Raw genomic sequence first — 16,612 nt, 5'->3', positions numbered from 1 at the left:
ACCACCCGTCCGGTGACGATAGCCAAGAGGTCCCACCCGTTCCCATGCCGAACACGGAAGTTAAGCTCTTGTGCGCTGATGATAATTGGGGGGCGACCCCCTGTGAAAGTAGGACGCTGCCGGGCACCCATAAGCATCTTTCCCCATTTAGATAATGTGGGAAGATGCTTTTTTTGTTATACTTTAGGAACATTTCTTTTTTTACATTATCTGCCGGCTGCTGAAGGCCGGTTTACATAAAGGAGCCTGGTTCTATGACACTATCCCCTGTGTATTCTCCTATTGGTGATCAGGGCATTCGGATTCTTCTGGATACGTCTATCTCTGAGAAAACGCACGTATTGATACAGTCTTTTATGAAGCAGCTCAAAGAGCATCCCCCTTATGGGATCATCGAAGCGGTGCCTTCTTATGGAGCAATTACGGTATACTACGACTCTTCTCTTACTACATACAATCAGCTTCTTCCTGCATTGGATGTTTATGTGAAAAAAGCAGGAGCCGGCTCGTTTAAACAGGCGCAGATCTATTTTATTCCGGTCTGTTATGAAGAACCATATGCCCCCGACATGGAAAAAGTGATCAAGCATACCGGCCTGAACCGCAAACGGCTTATTTCAATGCATACGAAACCGGATTACCGTATTTTCATGATGGGATTTACACCGGGCTTTCCGTATCTTGGCGGAATGGATGAACGTTTGGCCGTGCCGAGGCTCGACACCCCCCGCTCTCTCGTCAAAGCCGGTTCCGTTGGGATTGCGAACCAGCAGACGGGGATTTATTCGATTACGAGTCCGGGAGGATGGAACATTATCGGACGGTCGCCGATTTCCTTGTTTAATAAGGAAACAGACCCGCCTATTCTACTGCAGGCCGGGGATTTTCTGAATTTTTATGAAATATCGGCCGCTGACTATAAAACCATTAAAGAACAGGTCAAACAGAAGGCATATACGATTCGTGTTAAAGCCAAACGTGTCTAACGTAAGGTAAAGAGGGGAGGAAAAGCGATGCCGGACATATTATGCAAAGTAGAAAAACCGGGACTGTTGACGACGATTCAGGATCTCGGCCGCTATGGGTACCAGGACCGAGGCGTTGCGCCTGCGGGAGCGATGGATGTGTATTCCTTAATGATCGGTAACCTGCTTGTCGGCAATGAAGAAGACACGCCGGGCCTGGAAATTACGATTATGGGGCCAAAGCTCGTGTTCCAAACAGAGGCGGTCATCGCCCTGACAGGAGCGGATCTCCATGCTGCCTGTAATGGGAAGCCCGTGCCTCAATGGAAAAGCTTTCGTGTACATAAAGGAGATGTGCTTTCTTTTAAAGGCCATAAAAATGGCTCCCGAGCCTATTTGACGGTAGAAGGCGGATTTGATGGAGAGCGGTTTCTAGGCAGCTATTCTACGTACTTAAAAGCGAAAATCGGTGGGATCGAAGGCCGAGCTCTTTTTAAAAATGACATACTGTACTATCATGCCGACCGCGCCAACGGCCGGACCGGAAGAAGTATTTCCCCCAAGCGGCAGCCGGTGTATCTGGATGAACAGGTGCTCCGGGTAATTGAAGGCCCTGATGCAGAAGCGTTTACTCCTGGATCCGTAGAATTGTTTTACCGGCAGGGCTATACCGTCACAAAAGACGCGGACCGGATGGGCTGCCGCCTGGAAGGCGAGACCTTATCCCACGTTGAATCGGCTGATATTTTGTCGGAGGCCTCCTCTTTTGGAACGATACAGGTACCAGCAGGGGGACAGCCTATTATTTTGATGGCGGACCGGCAGACAACCGGCGGCTATACGAGAATTGCGACGGTTATTTCGGCGGATCTGCCGAAAGCAGCCCAGCTTTATCCGGGCCAGAGGGTTCGTTTTAAAAAGGTGTCTTTGGAAAATGCCAATCAGGTAAAGAAAAAGAAAACCTCGTTTATTAAAAGTATTAAATTTGCAGCAAACTATCAATGACAAGCGAAAGGCTGAGATATAATTATGGCACCTTATTTCAATACAAAAGCGGTTCATTTCCAGAAAAATGACGGCGAAAAAAATGTAAGTAAAGCAAAACCGATCTATCAGACGTCCGCGTTTACGTTCCAGGATCTTGATGATATGGAACAGTATTTTTCCGGTGAAAAAGAGCACCTGTACACGCGGTACAGCAATCCCAACTCCGATGATCTCGGCCACGGTACGGCAGAGCTTGAGGAAGCACCGGCCGGCCTGGCCACATCTTCAGGGATGTCAGCGATTCTCGCAGGGGTACTTGCCACTGTTAAACCCGGGGAGCATATGATTGTGCCGCTCGATCTGTACGGCGGAACGTATCAGCTCTTTCAGACCGAGCTTCAGGAGTGGGGAATTGAGGTCAGCGTGATCGACTTTAGAGACCTTGCCAATGTGGAACAGGCTATTCAGCCCAATACCGTGCTGCTTTATGCTGAATCGGTGACCAATCCGCTTCTGCGCATGGAGGACATTGCCGGACTGGTCGCTATGGCTTCAAAAAGAGAGCAGATGCGGGTAATGATTGATAACACGTTTCCCACGCCTTATCTTCTGAAACCTTATACGCTTGGGGCGGACCTTGTGGTGCACAGTGCCACGAAGTATATCGGCGGCCATAGTGACGTGAGCGCCGGGGTGCTGACCGGCGGAACCGAGCTGATCGGGAAAGCGAAAAAACGCATGATCTCGATGGGCTCCAATTTAAGTCCGTTTGAAAGCTGGCTGGCCTGCCGCGGCCTGAAAACGCTGGGACTGCGGATGCAGAGCCAGTCCGATAATGCCGCCCGCCTGGCCGAATGGTTCCAGGAAAGCGGAAGTGCCGACCAGGTCTTTTATCCAAAAGGATTATCGGAGCACGGCAACGGCGCAATGGTCAGCGTCAACCTGTCCGAGGCGTATGACATTAAGACCTTTTTTGCTTCCCTGCAGTGGATTAAAATTATGCCATCGCTTGCCGGAGTGGAAACGACGGTCTCTTACCCGGTTAACACGTCACACCGCACCGTTCCGGAAGAAATTCGTTCGGCTCTCGGTATCAGCGTTCAGACGGTCCGGATCTCTGTCGGGATTGAAGACAGCCGGGATATTATTGCGGCCTTTTCCAAAGCACTCGAAGCAGCAAAAAAATAACGTCAAAGAAGCTGTCGCAAAAAGGACAGCTTCTTTTTTTATATGCGATTTCCTTAAAATCAGCCTGATTTAATACCGGCTCCGCAAAGAGGAATAACCACTTGTTCCCCCGGCGTTCTGCTGTATTGAAGGTAGCCGGCGTAGTTGACAGCGGAAGTGATTTCTACATAAAACCCTTTTCTGCTGAGATACTCCCTGGCCTCTACAATCTCGTCTTCTTCCACTGTTATAAAGGTTCCGTTTGTGTCAGCCACCGCCTCTATAATCTGTTTGGCTCGTGCCGGTGCGGCGATGGCAATCCCTTCGGCTGCTGTGCTCCGGTGTGGTGCCGGGACGGTGGTGGATTGGTAAGCGGCGGCAAGCGGCGCACAGTTTGCTGCCTGAATGGCTGCGATCTTTGGTAGTTTACCAATTAACCCGTTGGCCAGTAATTCTTTAAATCCATAGTATGCCCCTAATAACAACGTGCCGTTTCCCACGGGAATAAGCAATGTATCGGGAGCGCCGCCTAACTCTTCATATATCTCGTAAGCGTATGTTTTTGTTCCTTCAAAAAAATAGGGGTTGTATACGTGGCTGGCATAAAAAACACCATCAGTTTCTACTGCCAGCTGGGCAGCGGCGGCAACCTCCTCCCGTGTTCCATGAATTTGTTTGATGACGGCGCCGTGGGCCTGAATCTGGGCGATTTTTTTCGGGGACGTCTGATCACTTACGAACACTTCGCAGTCTATCGAGCATCGGGCCGCATACGCTGCAATGGATGTACCGGCATTTCCGCTGCTGTCAGCAATCACTTTGGACACGCCTAATTCTTTCGCCCTGGTGATCAGAACGGACGCACCGCGGTCTTTAAAAGACAGGGTAGGCATCATGTAATCGACTTTCACATACGTATCAGGTTCAGATGTATCCAGCACAATTAAAGGGGTCTGGCCTTCTCCCATCGTTACGCATTCCCATGCTTTCGAGTCTTTTGCAAACGGCATGGTCTGCCTATACCGCCATAAAGTACGCGGCTGCTCGTCCCAGGATTTTGTATCTATCAAAGGATGATCTTTATGTAGATCCAACACGCCTCCGCACGTGCATTTCCATATCATAGAAGCTGCCGCATATGTTTTTCTGCAGATGGAGCAAATGTATTCTTCCATACTTTCATTCCTTTCTTTATATAAAACCTGAAAGGAACTGCCCCGTAGGGGACAGTTCCTTTGTTTTGTTCCCTTATGATGATGATTTGTTAATGTAGTTCAGCATGTTCTGAAAGACACTGATATTGTCTGTTAGTATTAGCACAGGTAGAAATATAAACGTCACAAGCAGCATTACATTCGCCAGCAGAAAAGCAGACAATGATCGGCCGACATTCACCAGAATCCCTCCTTTATCGCATCCTCATAGGCAACAGCAGGCATCTTTCTTTCTATTTATAGTATTTATAATATTGTAACATTTCTGACAATAAATTAATACAAAAAAGTTTAAAATAAGGGTTGCGGTGTGAATCATCGCGTGGTATATTATTATACGTGGCGTTGAGAGACACACCACATAAAAAATAATAAGTACGGTGGCGAAAGCGAAAAGGCCACACCCGTTCCCATGCCGAACACGGAAGTTAAGCTTTTCAGCGCTGATGATAATTGGGGGGCGACCCCCTGTGAAAGTAGGACGTTGCCGTGCTTGTTAATTTTTTACCATATCGCGGGATAGAGCAGTCTGGTAGCTCGTCGGGCTCATAACCCGGAGGTCGGAGGTTCAAATCCTCCTCCCGCAACCAATTATTTTACCATTCAAGCCGATAAGGGCTTTTTTTTATGCGCAAAATGAAGAATACCTTCGTTTTCTTGCGCTTTTTATAGAATAAGGTAAACTAAAAGAATAACGAATAGACCGAGAAAATAGATGGGTGATAGCATGCCAAAAGACGAATTTGAATGGATAAAACAGCACACGCCTGCCCATTCCCACCAAACGCGACTTGAAGAAGGAATAGGAGACGACGCTGCGATTTACAAAGCGTCTTCTTTTTTTGATGAAGTCATTTGTGTGGATACAATGATTGAAGGCATTCATTTCAAAAAAGAGACGATGGCTCCTTATGACGTTGGCTACAAAGCACTGGCCGCTAACATAAGCGACCTGGCGGCGATGGGGGCAGAACCTTCCTTTTATATTGTATCAATTGCGATTCCTCCTCACTGGGAGGATGAAGAGCTCTCCGGACTCTATAAAGGCATGGCAGCACTCGGTGACCGGTACAAGATGGATTTAATCGGAGGGGATACAGTGTCCTCAGCGCACGAACTGATGGTGTCGATCACTGTCATCGGACGCGTTGAAACCGGACGCCGGCTGCTGCGGCGCAATGCAGCGGCAGGAGATGTAATTTTTCTAACCGGTCCTGTCGGCCGTTCAGCTTCCGGCTTAAAGCTGCTGTTGGAAACAGGGAGACACGCTTCTTTTTCTTCTATAGAACAGACGCTTCTTTCCTATCACCAGCGGCCGGAGCCGCAGGTGGAAATGGGCCGGCTCGCCGCCTCCATGACAGCGAGAATCGCGCTCAATGATATCAGCGACGGCCTGGCAAGCGAAAGCTTTGAAATAGCGGAGGCGAGCGGCATCCAGATGCACCTGGAGCAGGATCTGGTGCCTGTGCCGGATGAGTTTGCCGGGTACGACCCGGAGGACTACTGGAAGTGGATGCTCTACGGCGGAGAAGACTTTGAACTGCTTGGCACGATCGAAGCCGGATGCTGGGACGATTTCCGGCAGCGGGCCGAAGCCCTGGGGCTGACAGTAACCGCAGTCGGACGTGTGGAAGCGGGAACACCCGGGGTCTGGCTTCATGACGAGAAGCAGGCAGTCCCCCTAGAAAAAAAGGGGTATAATCACTTCAGTGGAAAAGAAGGGCAGGGATAACAATGGCAGCCTTTCAAATAACGACAGTCTCTCCCGACGATACGATGAAGCGGGCCGAAGAGATTGGCCGGCTGGCCCGGGCAGGTGACGTGATCACGCTGTCCGGCGATTTAGGCACAGGGAAAACCCATTTTGCCAAAGGACTGGCAGTCGGTCTCGGTGTGACGGGCAATGTAAATAGTCCGACCTATACGATTATGAAAGAATATATGGGGCGTCTTCCTTTTTATCACCTGGACGTGTACCGGCTTGAAGAGGAAAGCGAAGAGCTCGGCCTGGAAGAGTACATTGAAGGAGAGGGCGTCTCGCTGATTGAGTGGCCGGAGCGGATTGAAGGCTGGCTGGACGCCCCGGATCGGCTGCAGGTTACAATCGAGTATGCCGGAGATGACAAACGTATTATACATTTTTCAGCGGAAAGCGGAAGCTGGCTGAATTGGATAGAGGAGCGTAAGGCAGAATGAATATATTGTCTTTTACGACAACCACATCAACGATGAGTGCCTCCGTTTCGGTTAACGGAAGAACGGTTGGAGAGTATACGACTTTTTTAAAGCAGACCCATTCCCAGCGGCTGATGCCGGCGATTGATTCCCTTCTGAAGGAAACCGGGGTAAAGGCCGGGGACCTGGATGCAATCGCAGCAGCCAAAGGACCCGGTTCTTATACCGGGGTGCGGATTGCAGTAACGACAGCCAAAACGCTTGCCTGGTCGCTGCAGATTCCGGTGTACGGTATTTCGAGTCTGCATCTGCTTGCTGAACAGGCGAAACTGTTCAGCGGATGGATCGTGCCGTTTATTGATGCAAGAAGAGATCACGTCTACACCGGCATATATTTTTCCGAAAACGGCGTGTGCCGCCGGGTGGAGCCGGACGGCGTACTTGATGTGCCGGCCTGGCTTGAGAAGCTGGAGGCGCTGGAGGGACCGGTGCTGTTAATTGGGGAAGAAGCGGACAAACATAAAGACCGGGTGCTTGCTGCCCGCGCGGATGTTCAGTTTGCTTCAGCCGAACAGGCTGTGCCGCGTGCCTCCTCTTTGGCCGCAGCAGCGGCACAACACGAGGAGCTTGCTGTGCACGCCCATGAGCTCGTACCGGAATATGCCCAGCTGGCAGAAGCAGAGAAAAAATGGCTGGAGGCAGGAGGCGGCAGCCGGCCATGATAGAGAAACAGACGACGGTCCGCCTCATGACCGCAGACGACGTCAACGGCGTTTATAAGGTAGAAGTAGATGCTTTTTCCGTCCCGTGGACAAAAGAAGCGTTTGAAAATGAAGTGCTGTTAAATCAATTTGCCTATTATCTGGTAGCGGAATACGAGGGTGAGATTGTAGGATACTGCGGTGTCTGGATCATCATGGACGAAGCCCATATTACAAATATAGCGGTTCATCAATCGAAAAGAGGACTTGGCATAGGCGATGCACTGATGCGGCACGTGCTGGAGCTGTCCCTGACCTATGGGGCGCTTACGATGACGCTTGAAGTACGCACAAGCAACCACCTCGCCCAGAATCTGTACCGGAAATACGGATTCGAAGCGGGCGGGATCCGCAAAAATTATTACACCGATAATCAGGAGGACGCGCTGGTTATGTGGGTGAACCTGAAGGAGCGGTACTGGCAATGATAAAAGAAGATGTAGTCATCCTTGCTATTGAAACGAGCTGTGATGAAACCGCAGCCTCGGTTGTGAAAAATGGCAGCGAAATTATTTCCAGCGTCGTTGCCTCGCAGATGGACAGTCATAAGCGGTTTGGCGGAGTTGTGCCGGAAATAGCCTCACGCCACCATACGGAAATCATTACGCAGGTGATGGAGCAGGCGATGCTGGAAGCCGAGCTTCCTTTTTCCCAGCTGACAGCGATTGCGGTAACGGAAGGTCCGGGACTTGTCGGTGCCCTGCTTGTCGGAATCAGTGCGGCCAAGGCGGCGGCGTTTGCCCACGGCCTGCCGCTGATCCCGGTTCATCATATCGCAGGCCATATTCAGGCAGCAGAACTGGTTAAGCCAATTCTTTATCCGGCGATGGCACTCGTTGTCTCAGGAGGCCATACAGAGCTCGTCTACATGAAAGAGCCGGGCCACATGGAAGTAATCGGAGAGACACGGGATGATGCCGCAGGGGAAGCCTATGACAAAGTAGCGCGCACGTTAGGCCTTCCTTACCCGGGAGGCCCTCACCTGGAACGGCTCGCTGCAACAGGAGAGCCGACGGTAAAGCTTCCGATTGCCTGGCTCGAATCGGATTCGTATGATTTCAGCTTCAGTGGGCTGAAGTCATCGGTCATTAACACAAAGCACAATGCAGAACAGCGCGGCACCCCATTTAACGCAGCCGACGTGGCGGCGAGTTTCCAGCAGAGTGTGGTAGAAGTGCTCGTGGAAAAAACAAAGCGCGCCGCCCTGGCTTATGACGTCAAACAGGTGATTACCGCAGGCGGCGTGGCTGCAAATAAAGGCCTGCGCGCCGCAATCAAAGAAACATTCGCCGGCTCGGACATCGACTGGACGATACCACCGATTGAACTGTGCACGGATAACGCCGCGATGATCGGAGCGGCCGCTTATATAGAATGGAACAAACAGAACCTTGCCGATTGGGATCTGAACGGAAAACCCGGTCTTGCTTTAACATAAGCAGACCGGGCTTTTTTTATGACGTTTTTGCTTTTCTACGGCTGCGCACAGCCTGCCAGAGCGGCACGGCAAATGCGAGCATTGCGACAGCGAGAAGGCTGACTGCGATCGGGCGCGTGAAGAAAATCGATAAGTCGTTGTTGGCGATCGTCATGGACTGACGGAATGAATTTTCCATCATCCCGCCGAGAATAAAGGCGAGAATCAGCGGAGCGGCCGGGAAAGAGAACAGTCTCATGAAATACCCGAGCACGCCAAACGCTAGCAGCATGTAAAGATCAAACGTATTAAAGCTGATGGAGTACACGCCGATCATGCTGAACATAATAACTAAAGAAATCAGAAGCGGCCTTGGAATGGCAAGCACCTTCGCAATATAGGGAATCAGCGGCAGGTTCAATACGAGCAGAAAGATATTGCCGACGTACATGCTGATAATTACGCCCCAGAACAATTCCGGACGGTCGGTAATGAGAAGCGGGCCGGGCTGGACGTCGAGAACGAGCAGGGCGCCAAGCAGTACGGCGGTCGTACCGGAGCCTGGAATACCGAGGCTGAGAAGCGGAACGAACGCACCGCTTGTAGCCGCGTTATTTGCCGTTTCCGGAGCTGCGATGCCTTTTACAGCACCTTTGCCCCATTCTTCCGGATTCTTCGCAATTTTCTTTTCCGTAATGTAGCCGATAAACGAAGCGATGGTGGCACCGGCGCCGGGAAGCACGCCTAGTATAAATCCAAGAAAAGACTGCCGTGTCATCGGGCCGGCCATTTCTTTGTAGTCGCTTTTGGATAACTTCAGGCTGCCGATGTTTTCGTTGCCTTTTAATTTGTCTTTCCGGTTAATAATCAGGTTGCAGATCTCGGCTAAAGCGAACAGGCCGAGTGCGACGACGAGAAAATCAATGCCTTCAAGCAGATTCGGATTATTAAAGGTAAAGCGCGCCGTGCCGGTCTGGCTGTCAATGCCGATCGTGACGGCCATAATGCCGACAACAGCAGCAATCAGTGCTTTTACAGTCGAACCGTCCGACAGGCTCGATATAGCGGTCAGACCTAAAATCATCAGTGCAAAGTACTCCGGCGGTCCAAACACAATGGCCACACTGGAGAGAATCGGTGCGAAAAGCATTAACAGAACGACGCTGATGGTGCCGCCGGTAAATGAGGCAATGGCGGCAATGGCCAGGGCTTTTCCAGCCTGCCCTTTCTGGGCCATGGGGTAGCCGTCAAAAGAAGTGGCTACCGTCCCGGCAATTCCGGGAGCGTTCAGGAGGATGGAAGAGGTTGATCCCCCGAATACGGCTCCGTAATACACACCTGCCATCAGGACGAGCGCAATGGTCGGGTCCATGCTGTACGTTAAGGGAATCATAATGGCGATGGCGCTGATAGGACCGAGACCCGGCATCATTCCGATAAAGGTTCCGGCCAGTACGCCGAGAAATACAAACATAATACCTTCTACACTAAGAGCGAGCTGAAGCCCACTTAATATACCTTCAAAATTACCCATGCTGCATGCTCCTTTCTAAATAGGCAGAATCCCGGAAGGAAGGGAGATACCCAGTAGTTGTGTAAAGATGAGATACAGCGTAACGGGAAACAGCACGGCCACAATCGCGTTGGTGACATGCTTTTTGTATCCGAGAAACCGGCTGCACAGAAAAATAAAAATAATAGAAACGAGAATAAATCCGAGTATTTCCAGAAAAAAGATATACACAAGAATCATGAGAAACGTGCCGATCAGCATGAATACATCATTTTTGGGGATGTTGCGTTTTTCTTTCTGCTCCGGTGTTTCACTATCCGGCATGAAAAATAAAATCAGGCTGAGCACAATCAGCAGAATCCCCAGCGCTTTAGGAAGCGTATCGGAATCAATAATCGAATTCATAAAACTGGGAAGCTGAAATGCCAGGTACAAATAGTAGGCGGCAATCGCCATCAGGACAAGGCTGACTTTCCGGTGCGGTGCTTTCAGCATAAGATGCTCTCCTTTCGTATAGAAAAGAAAAGGTGCCGGCTTTCAGCAGGACACCTTTTCTGCCTGTGCTTTATTTACTCCTGGTTGTAAAGGCCGACGTCATCAAGCAGTTCCTGCATGGAAGCACTCTCTTCTTCAAGAAAAGCTCCGTACTCTTCACTGTTCATGTATGCTTCTTCCCAGCCATACTTTTCGCGGGTATCCGCCCAGAACTCGGAGTCGTTCAGCTCCTGGAATTTCTCTTCGTAGTACGCGACCTGCTCGTCTGTCATGTTCGGCGGGCCGAAGAATCCTCTCCAGTTCACGAACGTTTCATCGATTCCCTGCTCAACAGCAGTCGGAAAGTCTTCAATCACGTCTCCGCTCATCCGCTCTTCGGCAGTGATACCAAGCACGCGGATTTCGCCTGCGCGAACCTGTTCAATGGTTTCGGTAACGCCGGTGGAGTACACGTCCGCATTTCCGTTTAAGAGGTTTGTCATCGTGCTGCCATCCTGAGCCGATACGTATTTAACGGATTTTGGATCAACGCCTGCGGCCGCAGCAATTTTAACAAACTGCATGTGGTCCATACTGCCCGGCGAGGACTCGCCGATAACGGTAATGCCTTCCGGATCATCTTTCATATCTTCAAATAGTTCATTTAAATCTTCCCATTCAGCATCATCGCGTACGGCAAACGCGCCGTAATCGGAAATCATGTTCGCAAGCGGCGTAAAGTCTTCGTAGCCGACATCGGACTGACCGTTCAGCGGAATCAGCAGAAGGGGAGGAGAGGCGACAAACAAGTGATGCGGATTTTCGCTTTTCCCTTGAATATAGGACCAGCCGACCGAACCGCCGCCGCCTTCTTTGTTTACAACACCCATGCCTTCATCGAGAATGCCCTCTGTTTCAAAACCTTCTGCAGCCATCCGTGCGGTTGTGTCCCAGCCGCCGCCCGCGCCGGACGGAGCTACCATTTCAATGGACTGTTCCGGCTCCCAGCCGCCGCCTTCCCCGCCGGATGATTCGCTGCCTGAGCCACAGGCCGATAACGTGACGGCAGAGACAAGTCCAAAAGCTGCTAATTTCATATGTTTCAAAATAATGACCCCCTTTGATTGAATAGCCTAAGCATAAAGAAAACGATTACAAATGTAACCGTTTACAAAATAAGTTCTATTAAAAACAAAAGCGGGGGTTTTGTTCATTTTGTGCACAAAAAAAGAGCTACCGGCTGAAGTACCGGCGCTCCGGGCGGCCGACAATGCCGTAAATCGGCTTTGCCTCGCCTTTATTAACTGAAATCAAAAATTCCAAATACCGTCTGGCTGTCGTCCGGGAAGCCCCAAGGTGCTTTCCCATTTCTTCGGCGGTGATCCCTTCGGCCATTTCTGTCAGGCGCTCCTGGACGGTGCGGAGCGTCAGTGCATCAATGCCTTTTGGCAGCGGCTCTTCGCCGTAAATGTAAGCGGGAGCAGGGGTTTCCGGCGGTACCGGGGCCGTACCGCTGTACCATTCATCGATTTCTTTCTGTGACATTTCGGGAACGCCGGAGACGCTGTGATGAAACGTTTTGTATCTCTGCAGCGTTTCCTGCAGGCGGTCGAGGGAGCCCGGTTTAATAATGTAGTCAAACACGCCGTAGCGGAATGCTTTTTTTATATGTTCAGTGTTCGTGGAGGCTGAAATAATAATCACGTCCACCTCCGGATATTCCCCGCGGATCGTATGAAGCAGGTCGACTCCCATGCTGTCCGGCATATATACATCAAGCAGAAGAAGCTTAATATCATAAGTGCGGAGCAGATCAAGCAATTCAGCGGCGCTGGCGGCTTTCGCCCGGCATTCAAAGCCTTCGAGGCCGTCAACGATTTCCTGGTGAATCTGGGCAATGCGAAAATCATCTTCTGCAATGGCGGTCATAATCATGAGATGTCCTCCTTTTTCTCAGTGTGCTGGTGTTTAGGGATATAGACGGAAAAAACGGTGCCATCTTCTTCACTGGATGTATACTCCAGCATGCCGTGCAGTTCATGAACGGTATGCTGGATCACGGACAGGCCGTAGCCGCGTTTTTTCGCCCCGGATTTCGTGGAAACGCCTTTTTCCAGGAGTTTCTCGAACGAATCGGCAAGTCCGGGACCGTTATCGCTGATTTCGAATATGATGTCGTTGCCGATATCGGTGACAAAAAAGCGGACTTCCGGCTTCGTACTGTGCTGTCCGGCCGCTTCGAGCGCGTTGTCGATCAGGTTTCCGAGTACGGAGACCATTTGTACTTTGCCGATGGAAGAGGGAAGCACGTCGAGCTGGCTGTCTTCTTCCACACGGAAAACCACTTTCATTTCAGAGGCGCGGCCGCTTTTCCCGGATAAAATAGCCTGGATGGTCGGATCGAGAATCTGACCGAATACGACAGAGGCCTGCTGCTTTTGCAAGTTCGTCTCCTCATCGATCATCTGCAGGGCCTCGCGGTTTTTGCCGAGATGCAGGTAGCCGGACAGGGCATAGAGTTTGTTCATAAATTCATGGTTCTGGGAGCGCAGATCGTCGGAGTAGCGCTGGATGTCAGAGAGGGTGTTGGCCATCTGCATCATTTCCGTTTTGTCGCGGAAGCTGGAGACGACGCCGGCGATTACTCCTTTTTTATAAATGGGCTCCCGGTTAACAATCAAAGTGGTGTCTTCGAGCTGTATCTCCTGGTTGTATTCCGGCTCCAGGCTCTCGAGCACCCGCTCCATATTCGAAGCGGGGAGAAGCTCCCTGATATGCCGCCCTTCGACTGTGCCGTAAACGCCAAGCATGGCAGCGGCCGACTGGTTCATCAGTGTGACGCGGCCCTCGGTATCAATGGCAATAATGCCTTCCCGGATGGCTTTTAAAATCCCGTCACGCTCCGAGTACATGTTGGCAATCTGATAGGGCTCGAGGCCGTACATATCCTTTTTGATGCTGCGGGAAAGTATAATGCTGCCGATCACCCCGCAGGCCACAGCCAGTAGAGCGATGCCGGCTAAAAGAGCAATCCGCCGGAAGACAGCCGCCTGCAGATCTTCGATTAAGAAGCCAACGGAAATAATGCCGATAATATTGCCATTCTGGTCACGGACCGGCGTTTTTCCGCGAAGCGACGGCCCCCGGGTGCCGGTGGCTCTGGAAATATAGGCCTCACCCTCCAGCAGCGCCCGGTCGTTGTCGCCGCCGACCATGCTTTCGCCAATCTGCCACTCATCCGGGTGGGCATAGCGGATGCCTTCGGTATTGCCGATCACGACAAATTCCGCACCAGACTGCTCGCGGATTTCTTCGGCATAGGGCTGCAGCACCTCGGAGGGATCCTCCGCAGAAAAAGCATCCCGCACGACAGGGGATGCTGCTACATACGTTGCGGTGCTGAGTGCTTTATCGCCGAGCGTGCTTTCGATATCATGCATTTCCATAAAGGCATAGCTTCCGGACAAAAGAATTGTAACAAAGGCAATAATGCCGGATACCAGGAAAATGATTTTCGTCCGAATTGTTATTTTCACAGCAACTTCCCCTTTTAAATCGCTTACATTTTCTTAAGAATACGGGGAAATGGGGATAACGTCAAGCAGCTTCGGGAAAAGCAGGGACGTCTGTTGATAAGTCTTCTTTAAATATTCAGAAAAACAGCGGAAAGTACTGATATAAAAGGAATTAACCTGTTGATTGCAAATCTGTTGATAACTCGGTAAATTTGTGGATAACCATGTGAAGGCTGGATAGAAAGCCGGGGAATATGTGTACAACTCTGTGGATAGTGTGTATAAGTATGAATTTCAAAAAAAGAACCGCTTGACAGCGAAATTAATCCTGCAAGCGGCATGCCTATTATTTCGTATTCCGGTAAAAGGTTACTCGTCCTCCTGCAGCATTTCCCATTCGTCCATCTGCTGGTCGAGGGTCGTTTTCAGCTTCTGGGAAGACGCCTGGATGGAAGCGGCTTTTTCATGGTCACTGTACACATCGGGCTCCAGAAGCTGCTGCTCGTGTGCTTCGATCTCGGATTCGATCTCTGCAATGGAAGCTTCAATCGTTTCAATCTGGCGCAGGCGGCGGCGTTCGTGTTTCTTCGCCTCTTTGTCCTGCTGAAAGCTGTTCTTGATTTCGGGCGCACCGACTGCGGCGGGAGCCGTCTCAGCCGCTTCTTCGCGGCGTATCGCTTCGCGCTCCTTTTCATCCTCGACGCGGGCAATAAAGTAATCGTAATCGCCGATGTAGTCGCGGAGGCCGCCCGGGGACAGTTCCACAATCCGGGTTGCCATCCGGTTCAGGAAGTAGCGGTCGTGGGAAACGAAGACGAGCGTTCCCGGATAGTCAATCAGCGCGCTTTCGAGCACTTCCTTGCTGTCGAGATCGAGGTGGTTGGTCGGCTCATCAAATAACAGAACGTTTGGCTTCTGCATCATCAGTTTGGCCAGGGCGAGCCGGGCTTTTTCGCCGCCGCTCAGGTCGTACACCTTTTTCATTACGTCCTCCTGGGTAAACAGGAAGTTGCCGAGGACGGTGCGGATCTCTTTTTCCACCGTCTGGGGATAGTCATCCCATAGTTCATGAAGCACGTCTTTATTTGTGTTCAAGTCCGCCTGTTCCTGGTCATAGTAGCCGATTTTCACTTTGCTCCCGAGGCGGATCGTGCCGCCCTGCAGGGGAAGGTCTCCTTTCAGGGCTTTCAAGAGCGTGGATTTGCCGACGCCGTTTTGGCCGATGAGGGCTACGCTTTCGCCTTTTTTTACGTTCAGGCTTAAGTTTTTAATGATCGGTTCCGCTCCCGGGTAGCCGATGGTGACGTTATCGATCATCAGTACGTCGTTGCCGCTTTCTTTATCAATGGCAAAAGAAAATGAAGCTGATTTGCGGTCACCGTCCGGACGTCCGGCACGATCCATTTTTTCCAGCTTTTTGCGGCGGCTCTGCGCCCGTTTGGTGGTGGAGGCGCGGGCAATATTGCGCTGCACAAAGTCTTCGAGCTCCGCAATTTCCTTTTGCTGCTTTTCAAAGGTTTTCAGCTCCTGCTCATAGCGGAGCGCTTTTTCATCTATATAGTAGCTGTAGTTGCCCTGGTATAAAGAAGCTTTGTTCCAGGCAATCTCATACACCTTCTGGACAATTTTATCGAGAAAATAGCGGTCATGGGAAACGATCAGGACCGCGCCGTCATAGCCGGACAAATACTGCTCGAGCCAGCGGAGCGTATCAATATCCAGGTGGTTGGTCGGCTCGTCGAGAATCAAAAGCGCCGGTTTGGAGAGCAGCAGCTTGGCAAGAGCCAGACGGGTTTTCTGCCCGCCGCTCAATACGTTAATCGGGGTCTCGTAGTCAAAGGCCCCGAAGCGGAGCCCGGAAAGAATCCCGCGGATGTCGGCTTCAAACTGATAGCCGCCGCGTTCTTTAAAGGTGTGCTGCATGGAGTCATATTCGCTCAGCACCTTTTCGTAGGCGGCCGGCTGTTCGAGAAGGGAGGGGTCCGACATTTTTTCTTCAAGTCCGCGGAGGTCTTTTTCCATTTTGCGGAGTGCGGTAAATACCGTCAGCATTTCTTCCCAGATCGAGCGGTCGGTGTCGAGTCCGCTGTGCTGGTCGAGATAGCCGATCGATACGTCTTTTGGAACGACGACCTGGCCGGAATCACTTGGCAGCTCTCCGGTAATGATTTTTAAAAGCGTGGATTTCCCGGCGCCGTTTCGGCCGATCAGGGCCACGCGTTCCTTGGCTTTTATGTCCATTTTTATATTTTGCAGAATCGTGTCTGCACCAAATGACTTTGTTATATCTATACACTGCAGTACGATCATTAAGAACCATCCTTTTATACAAGTCTCATCTTTTAGTTTAGCGTATTTCGCGGGAAAAGGCGATTGTTCAGGAAACAGAAAGGCGCGTCATTTCCTTTATATTCATATGACAAT

General features: G+C 50.9%; 16 protein-coding genes, 1 tRNA gene and 2 rRNA genes. 11 read left to right on the top strand and 8 right to left on the bottom strand.

From position 1 onward, the window contains the following. Nucleotides 1–8 precede the first annotated feature (8 nt). The 4 genes from rrf (AC5W14_RS10260) to AC5W14_RS10245 all read left to right on the top strand — a co-directional run bounded on the left by rrf (AC5W14_RS10260) (nt 9) and on the right by AC5W14_RS10245 (nt 3,140). Nucleotides 9–125 (top strand): 5S ribosomal RNA (rrf, locus tag AC5W14_RS10260). A 129-nt stretch (nt 126–254) separates the two neighbouring features. Then, nucleotides 255–986: a 5-oxoprolinase subunit PxpB gene (gene pxpB / locus AC5W14_RS10255; protein ID WP_496194318.1), complete on the top strand. Its 732-nt coding sequence runs from the start codon at nt 255–257 to the stop codon at nt 984–986. A 27-nt stretch (nt 987–1,013) separates the two neighbouring features. After that, complete coding sequence (locus tag AC5W14_RS10250) at nt 1,014–1,970, top strand: 5-oxoprolinase subunit C family protein (protein WP_496194317.1); 957 nt, start codon at nt 1,014–1,016, stop codon at nt 1,968–1,970. 24 nt (nt 1,971–1,994) lie between these two features. Beyond that, entirely contained in the window at nt 1,995–3,140 is a 1,146-nt protein-coding gene (locus AC5W14_RS10245) for a trans-sulfuration enzyme family protein (RefSeq protein ID WP_496060106.1), read from the top strand. A gap of 59 nt (nt 3,141–3,199) precedes the next feature. On the opposite strand, the gene AC5W14_RS10240 is transcribed toward AC5W14_RS10245, so the two are convergent. After that, nucleotides 3,200–4,294: a threonine synthase gene (locus tag AC5W14_RS10240; protein ID WP_496194316.1), complete on the bottom strand. Its 1,095-nt coding sequence runs from the start codon at nt 4,292–4,294 to the stop codon at nt 3,200–3,202. A 73-nt stretch (nt 4,295–4,367) separates the two neighbouring features. Continuing rightward, the gene (locus AC5W14_RS10235; RefSeq protein WP_496194315.1) at nt 4,368–4,514 is read right to left on the bottom strand and encodes a hypothetical protein; all 147 of its coding nucleotides are present in this window, start codon (nt 4,512–4,514) and stop codon (nt 4,368–4,370) included. Nucleotides 4,515–4,709: 195 nt separating this feature from the next. Here AC5W14_RS10235 and rrf (AC5W14_RS10230) point away from each other — a divergent pair. The 7 genes from rrf (AC5W14_RS10230) (at nt 4,710) to tsaD (ending at nt 8,707) form a co-directional block, all read left to right on the top strand. After that, a 5S ribosomal RNA gene (gene rrf / locus AC5W14_RS10230) occupies nt 4,710–4,826 on the top strand. Nucleotides 4,827–4,846: 20 nt separating this feature from the next. Beyond that, nucleotides 4,847–4,923 (top strand) — tRNA-Met (locus AC5W14_RS10225). A 125-nt stretch (nt 4,924–5,048) separates the two neighbouring features. Next, nucleotides 5,049–6,065, top strand: a complete 1,017-nt coding sequence (gene thiL / locus AC5W14_RS10220) for a thiamine-phosphate kinase (protein WP_496194314.1) — start codon at nt 5,049–5,051, stop codon at nt 6,063–6,065. Between the two features lie 2 nt (nt 6,066–6,067). Continuing rightward, nucleotides 6,068–6,529, top strand: coding sequence for a tRNA (adenosine(37)-N6)-threonylcarbamoyltransferase complex ATPase subunit type 1 TsaE (tsaE, locus tag AC5W14_RS10215; protein ID WP_496060110.1), 462 nt, complete (start codon nt 6,068–6,070; stop codon nt 6,527–6,529). Then, the gene (gene tsaB / locus AC5W14_RS10210; RefSeq protein ID WP_496194313.1) at nt 6,526–7,230 is read left to right on the top strand and encodes a tRNA (adenosine(37)-N6)-threonylcarbamoyltransferase complex dimerization subunit type 1 TsaB; all 705 of its coding nucleotides are present in this window, start codon (nt 6,526–6,528) and stop codon (nt 7,228–7,230) included. Before tsaE ends, tsaB begins: the two co-directional genes overlap by 4 nt. Further along, on the top strand, nt 7,227–7,697 hold the full coding sequence (rimI, locus tag AC5W14_RS10205; protein ID WP_496060112.1) for a ribosomal protein S18-alanine N-acetyltransferase: 471 nt from the start codon (nt 7,227–7,229) through the stop codon (nt 7,695–7,697). The genes tsaB and rimI overlap by 4 nt, the downstream gene beginning before the upstream one ends. Continuing rightward, on the top strand, nt 7,694–8,707 hold the full coding sequence (tsaD, locus tag AC5W14_RS10200; protein ID WP_496060483.1) for a tRNA (adenosine(37)-N6)-threonylcarbamoyltransferase complex transferase subunit TsaD: 1,014 nt from the start codon (nt 7,694–7,696) through the stop codon (nt 8,705–8,707). Before rimI ends, tsaD begins: the two co-directional genes overlap by 4 nt. 16 nt (nt 8,708–8,723) lie before the next feature. Here tsaD and AC5W14_RS10195 read toward each other — a convergent pair whose 3' ends face one another. The 6 genes from AC5W14_RS10195 to AC5W14_RS10170 form a co-directional block, all read right to left on the bottom strand. Next, nucleotides 8,724–10,220 (bottom strand): tripartite tricarboxylate transporter permease, encoded by a 1,497-nt coding sequence (locus tag AC5W14_RS10195; RefSeq protein WP_496194312.1) that lies wholly within the window; start codon nt 10,218–10,220, stop codon nt 8,724–8,726. 15 nt (nt 10,221–10,235) lie between these two features. After that, on the bottom strand, nt 10,236–10,694 hold the full coding sequence (locus AC5W14_RS10190) for a tripartite tricarboxylate transporter TctB family protein (RefSeq protein WP_496060114.1): 459 nt from the start codon (nt 10,692–10,694) through the stop codon (nt 10,236–10,238). 74 nt (nt 10,695–10,768) lie between these two features. Then, nucleotides 10,769–11,770, bottom strand: a complete 1,002-nt coding sequence (locus AC5W14_RS10185; RefSeq protein ID WP_496194325.1) for a tripartite tricarboxylate transporter substrate binding protein — start codon at nt 11,768–11,770, stop codon at nt 10,769–10,771. A 136-nt stretch (nt 11,771–11,906) separates the two neighbouring features. Next, nucleotides 11,907–12,608, bottom strand: a complete 702-nt coding sequence (locus tag AC5W14_RS10180) for a response regulator (protein ID WP_496060115.1) — start codon at nt 12,606–12,608, stop codon at nt 11,907–11,909. After that, nucleotides 12,605–14,209, bottom strand: a complete 1,605-nt coding sequence (locus tag AC5W14_RS10175) for an ATP-binding protein (protein WP_496194311.1) — start codon at nt 14,207–14,209, stop codon at nt 12,605–12,607. Before AC5W14_RS10175 ends, AC5W14_RS10180 begins: the two co-directional genes overlap by 4 nt. Nucleotides 14,210–14,557: 348 nt before the next feature. Continuing rightward, nucleotides 14,558–16,498 carry an ABC-F family ATP-binding cassette domain-containing protein gene (locus AC5W14_RS10170; RefSeq protein ID WP_496194310.1) on the bottom strand — a complete coding sequence of 647 codons (1,941 nt, stop codon included), beginning with the start codon at nt 16,496–16,498 and terminating at the stop codon, nt 14,558–14,560. Nucleotides 16,499–16,612 lie beyond the last annotated feature (114 nt).

The sequence above is a fragment of the Sinobaca sp. TMA16-18 genome, assembly GCF_059510535.1.
Note: the sequence above shows the minus strand (reverse complement) of the source record. Positions and strands in the feature narration are given on the sequence as shown.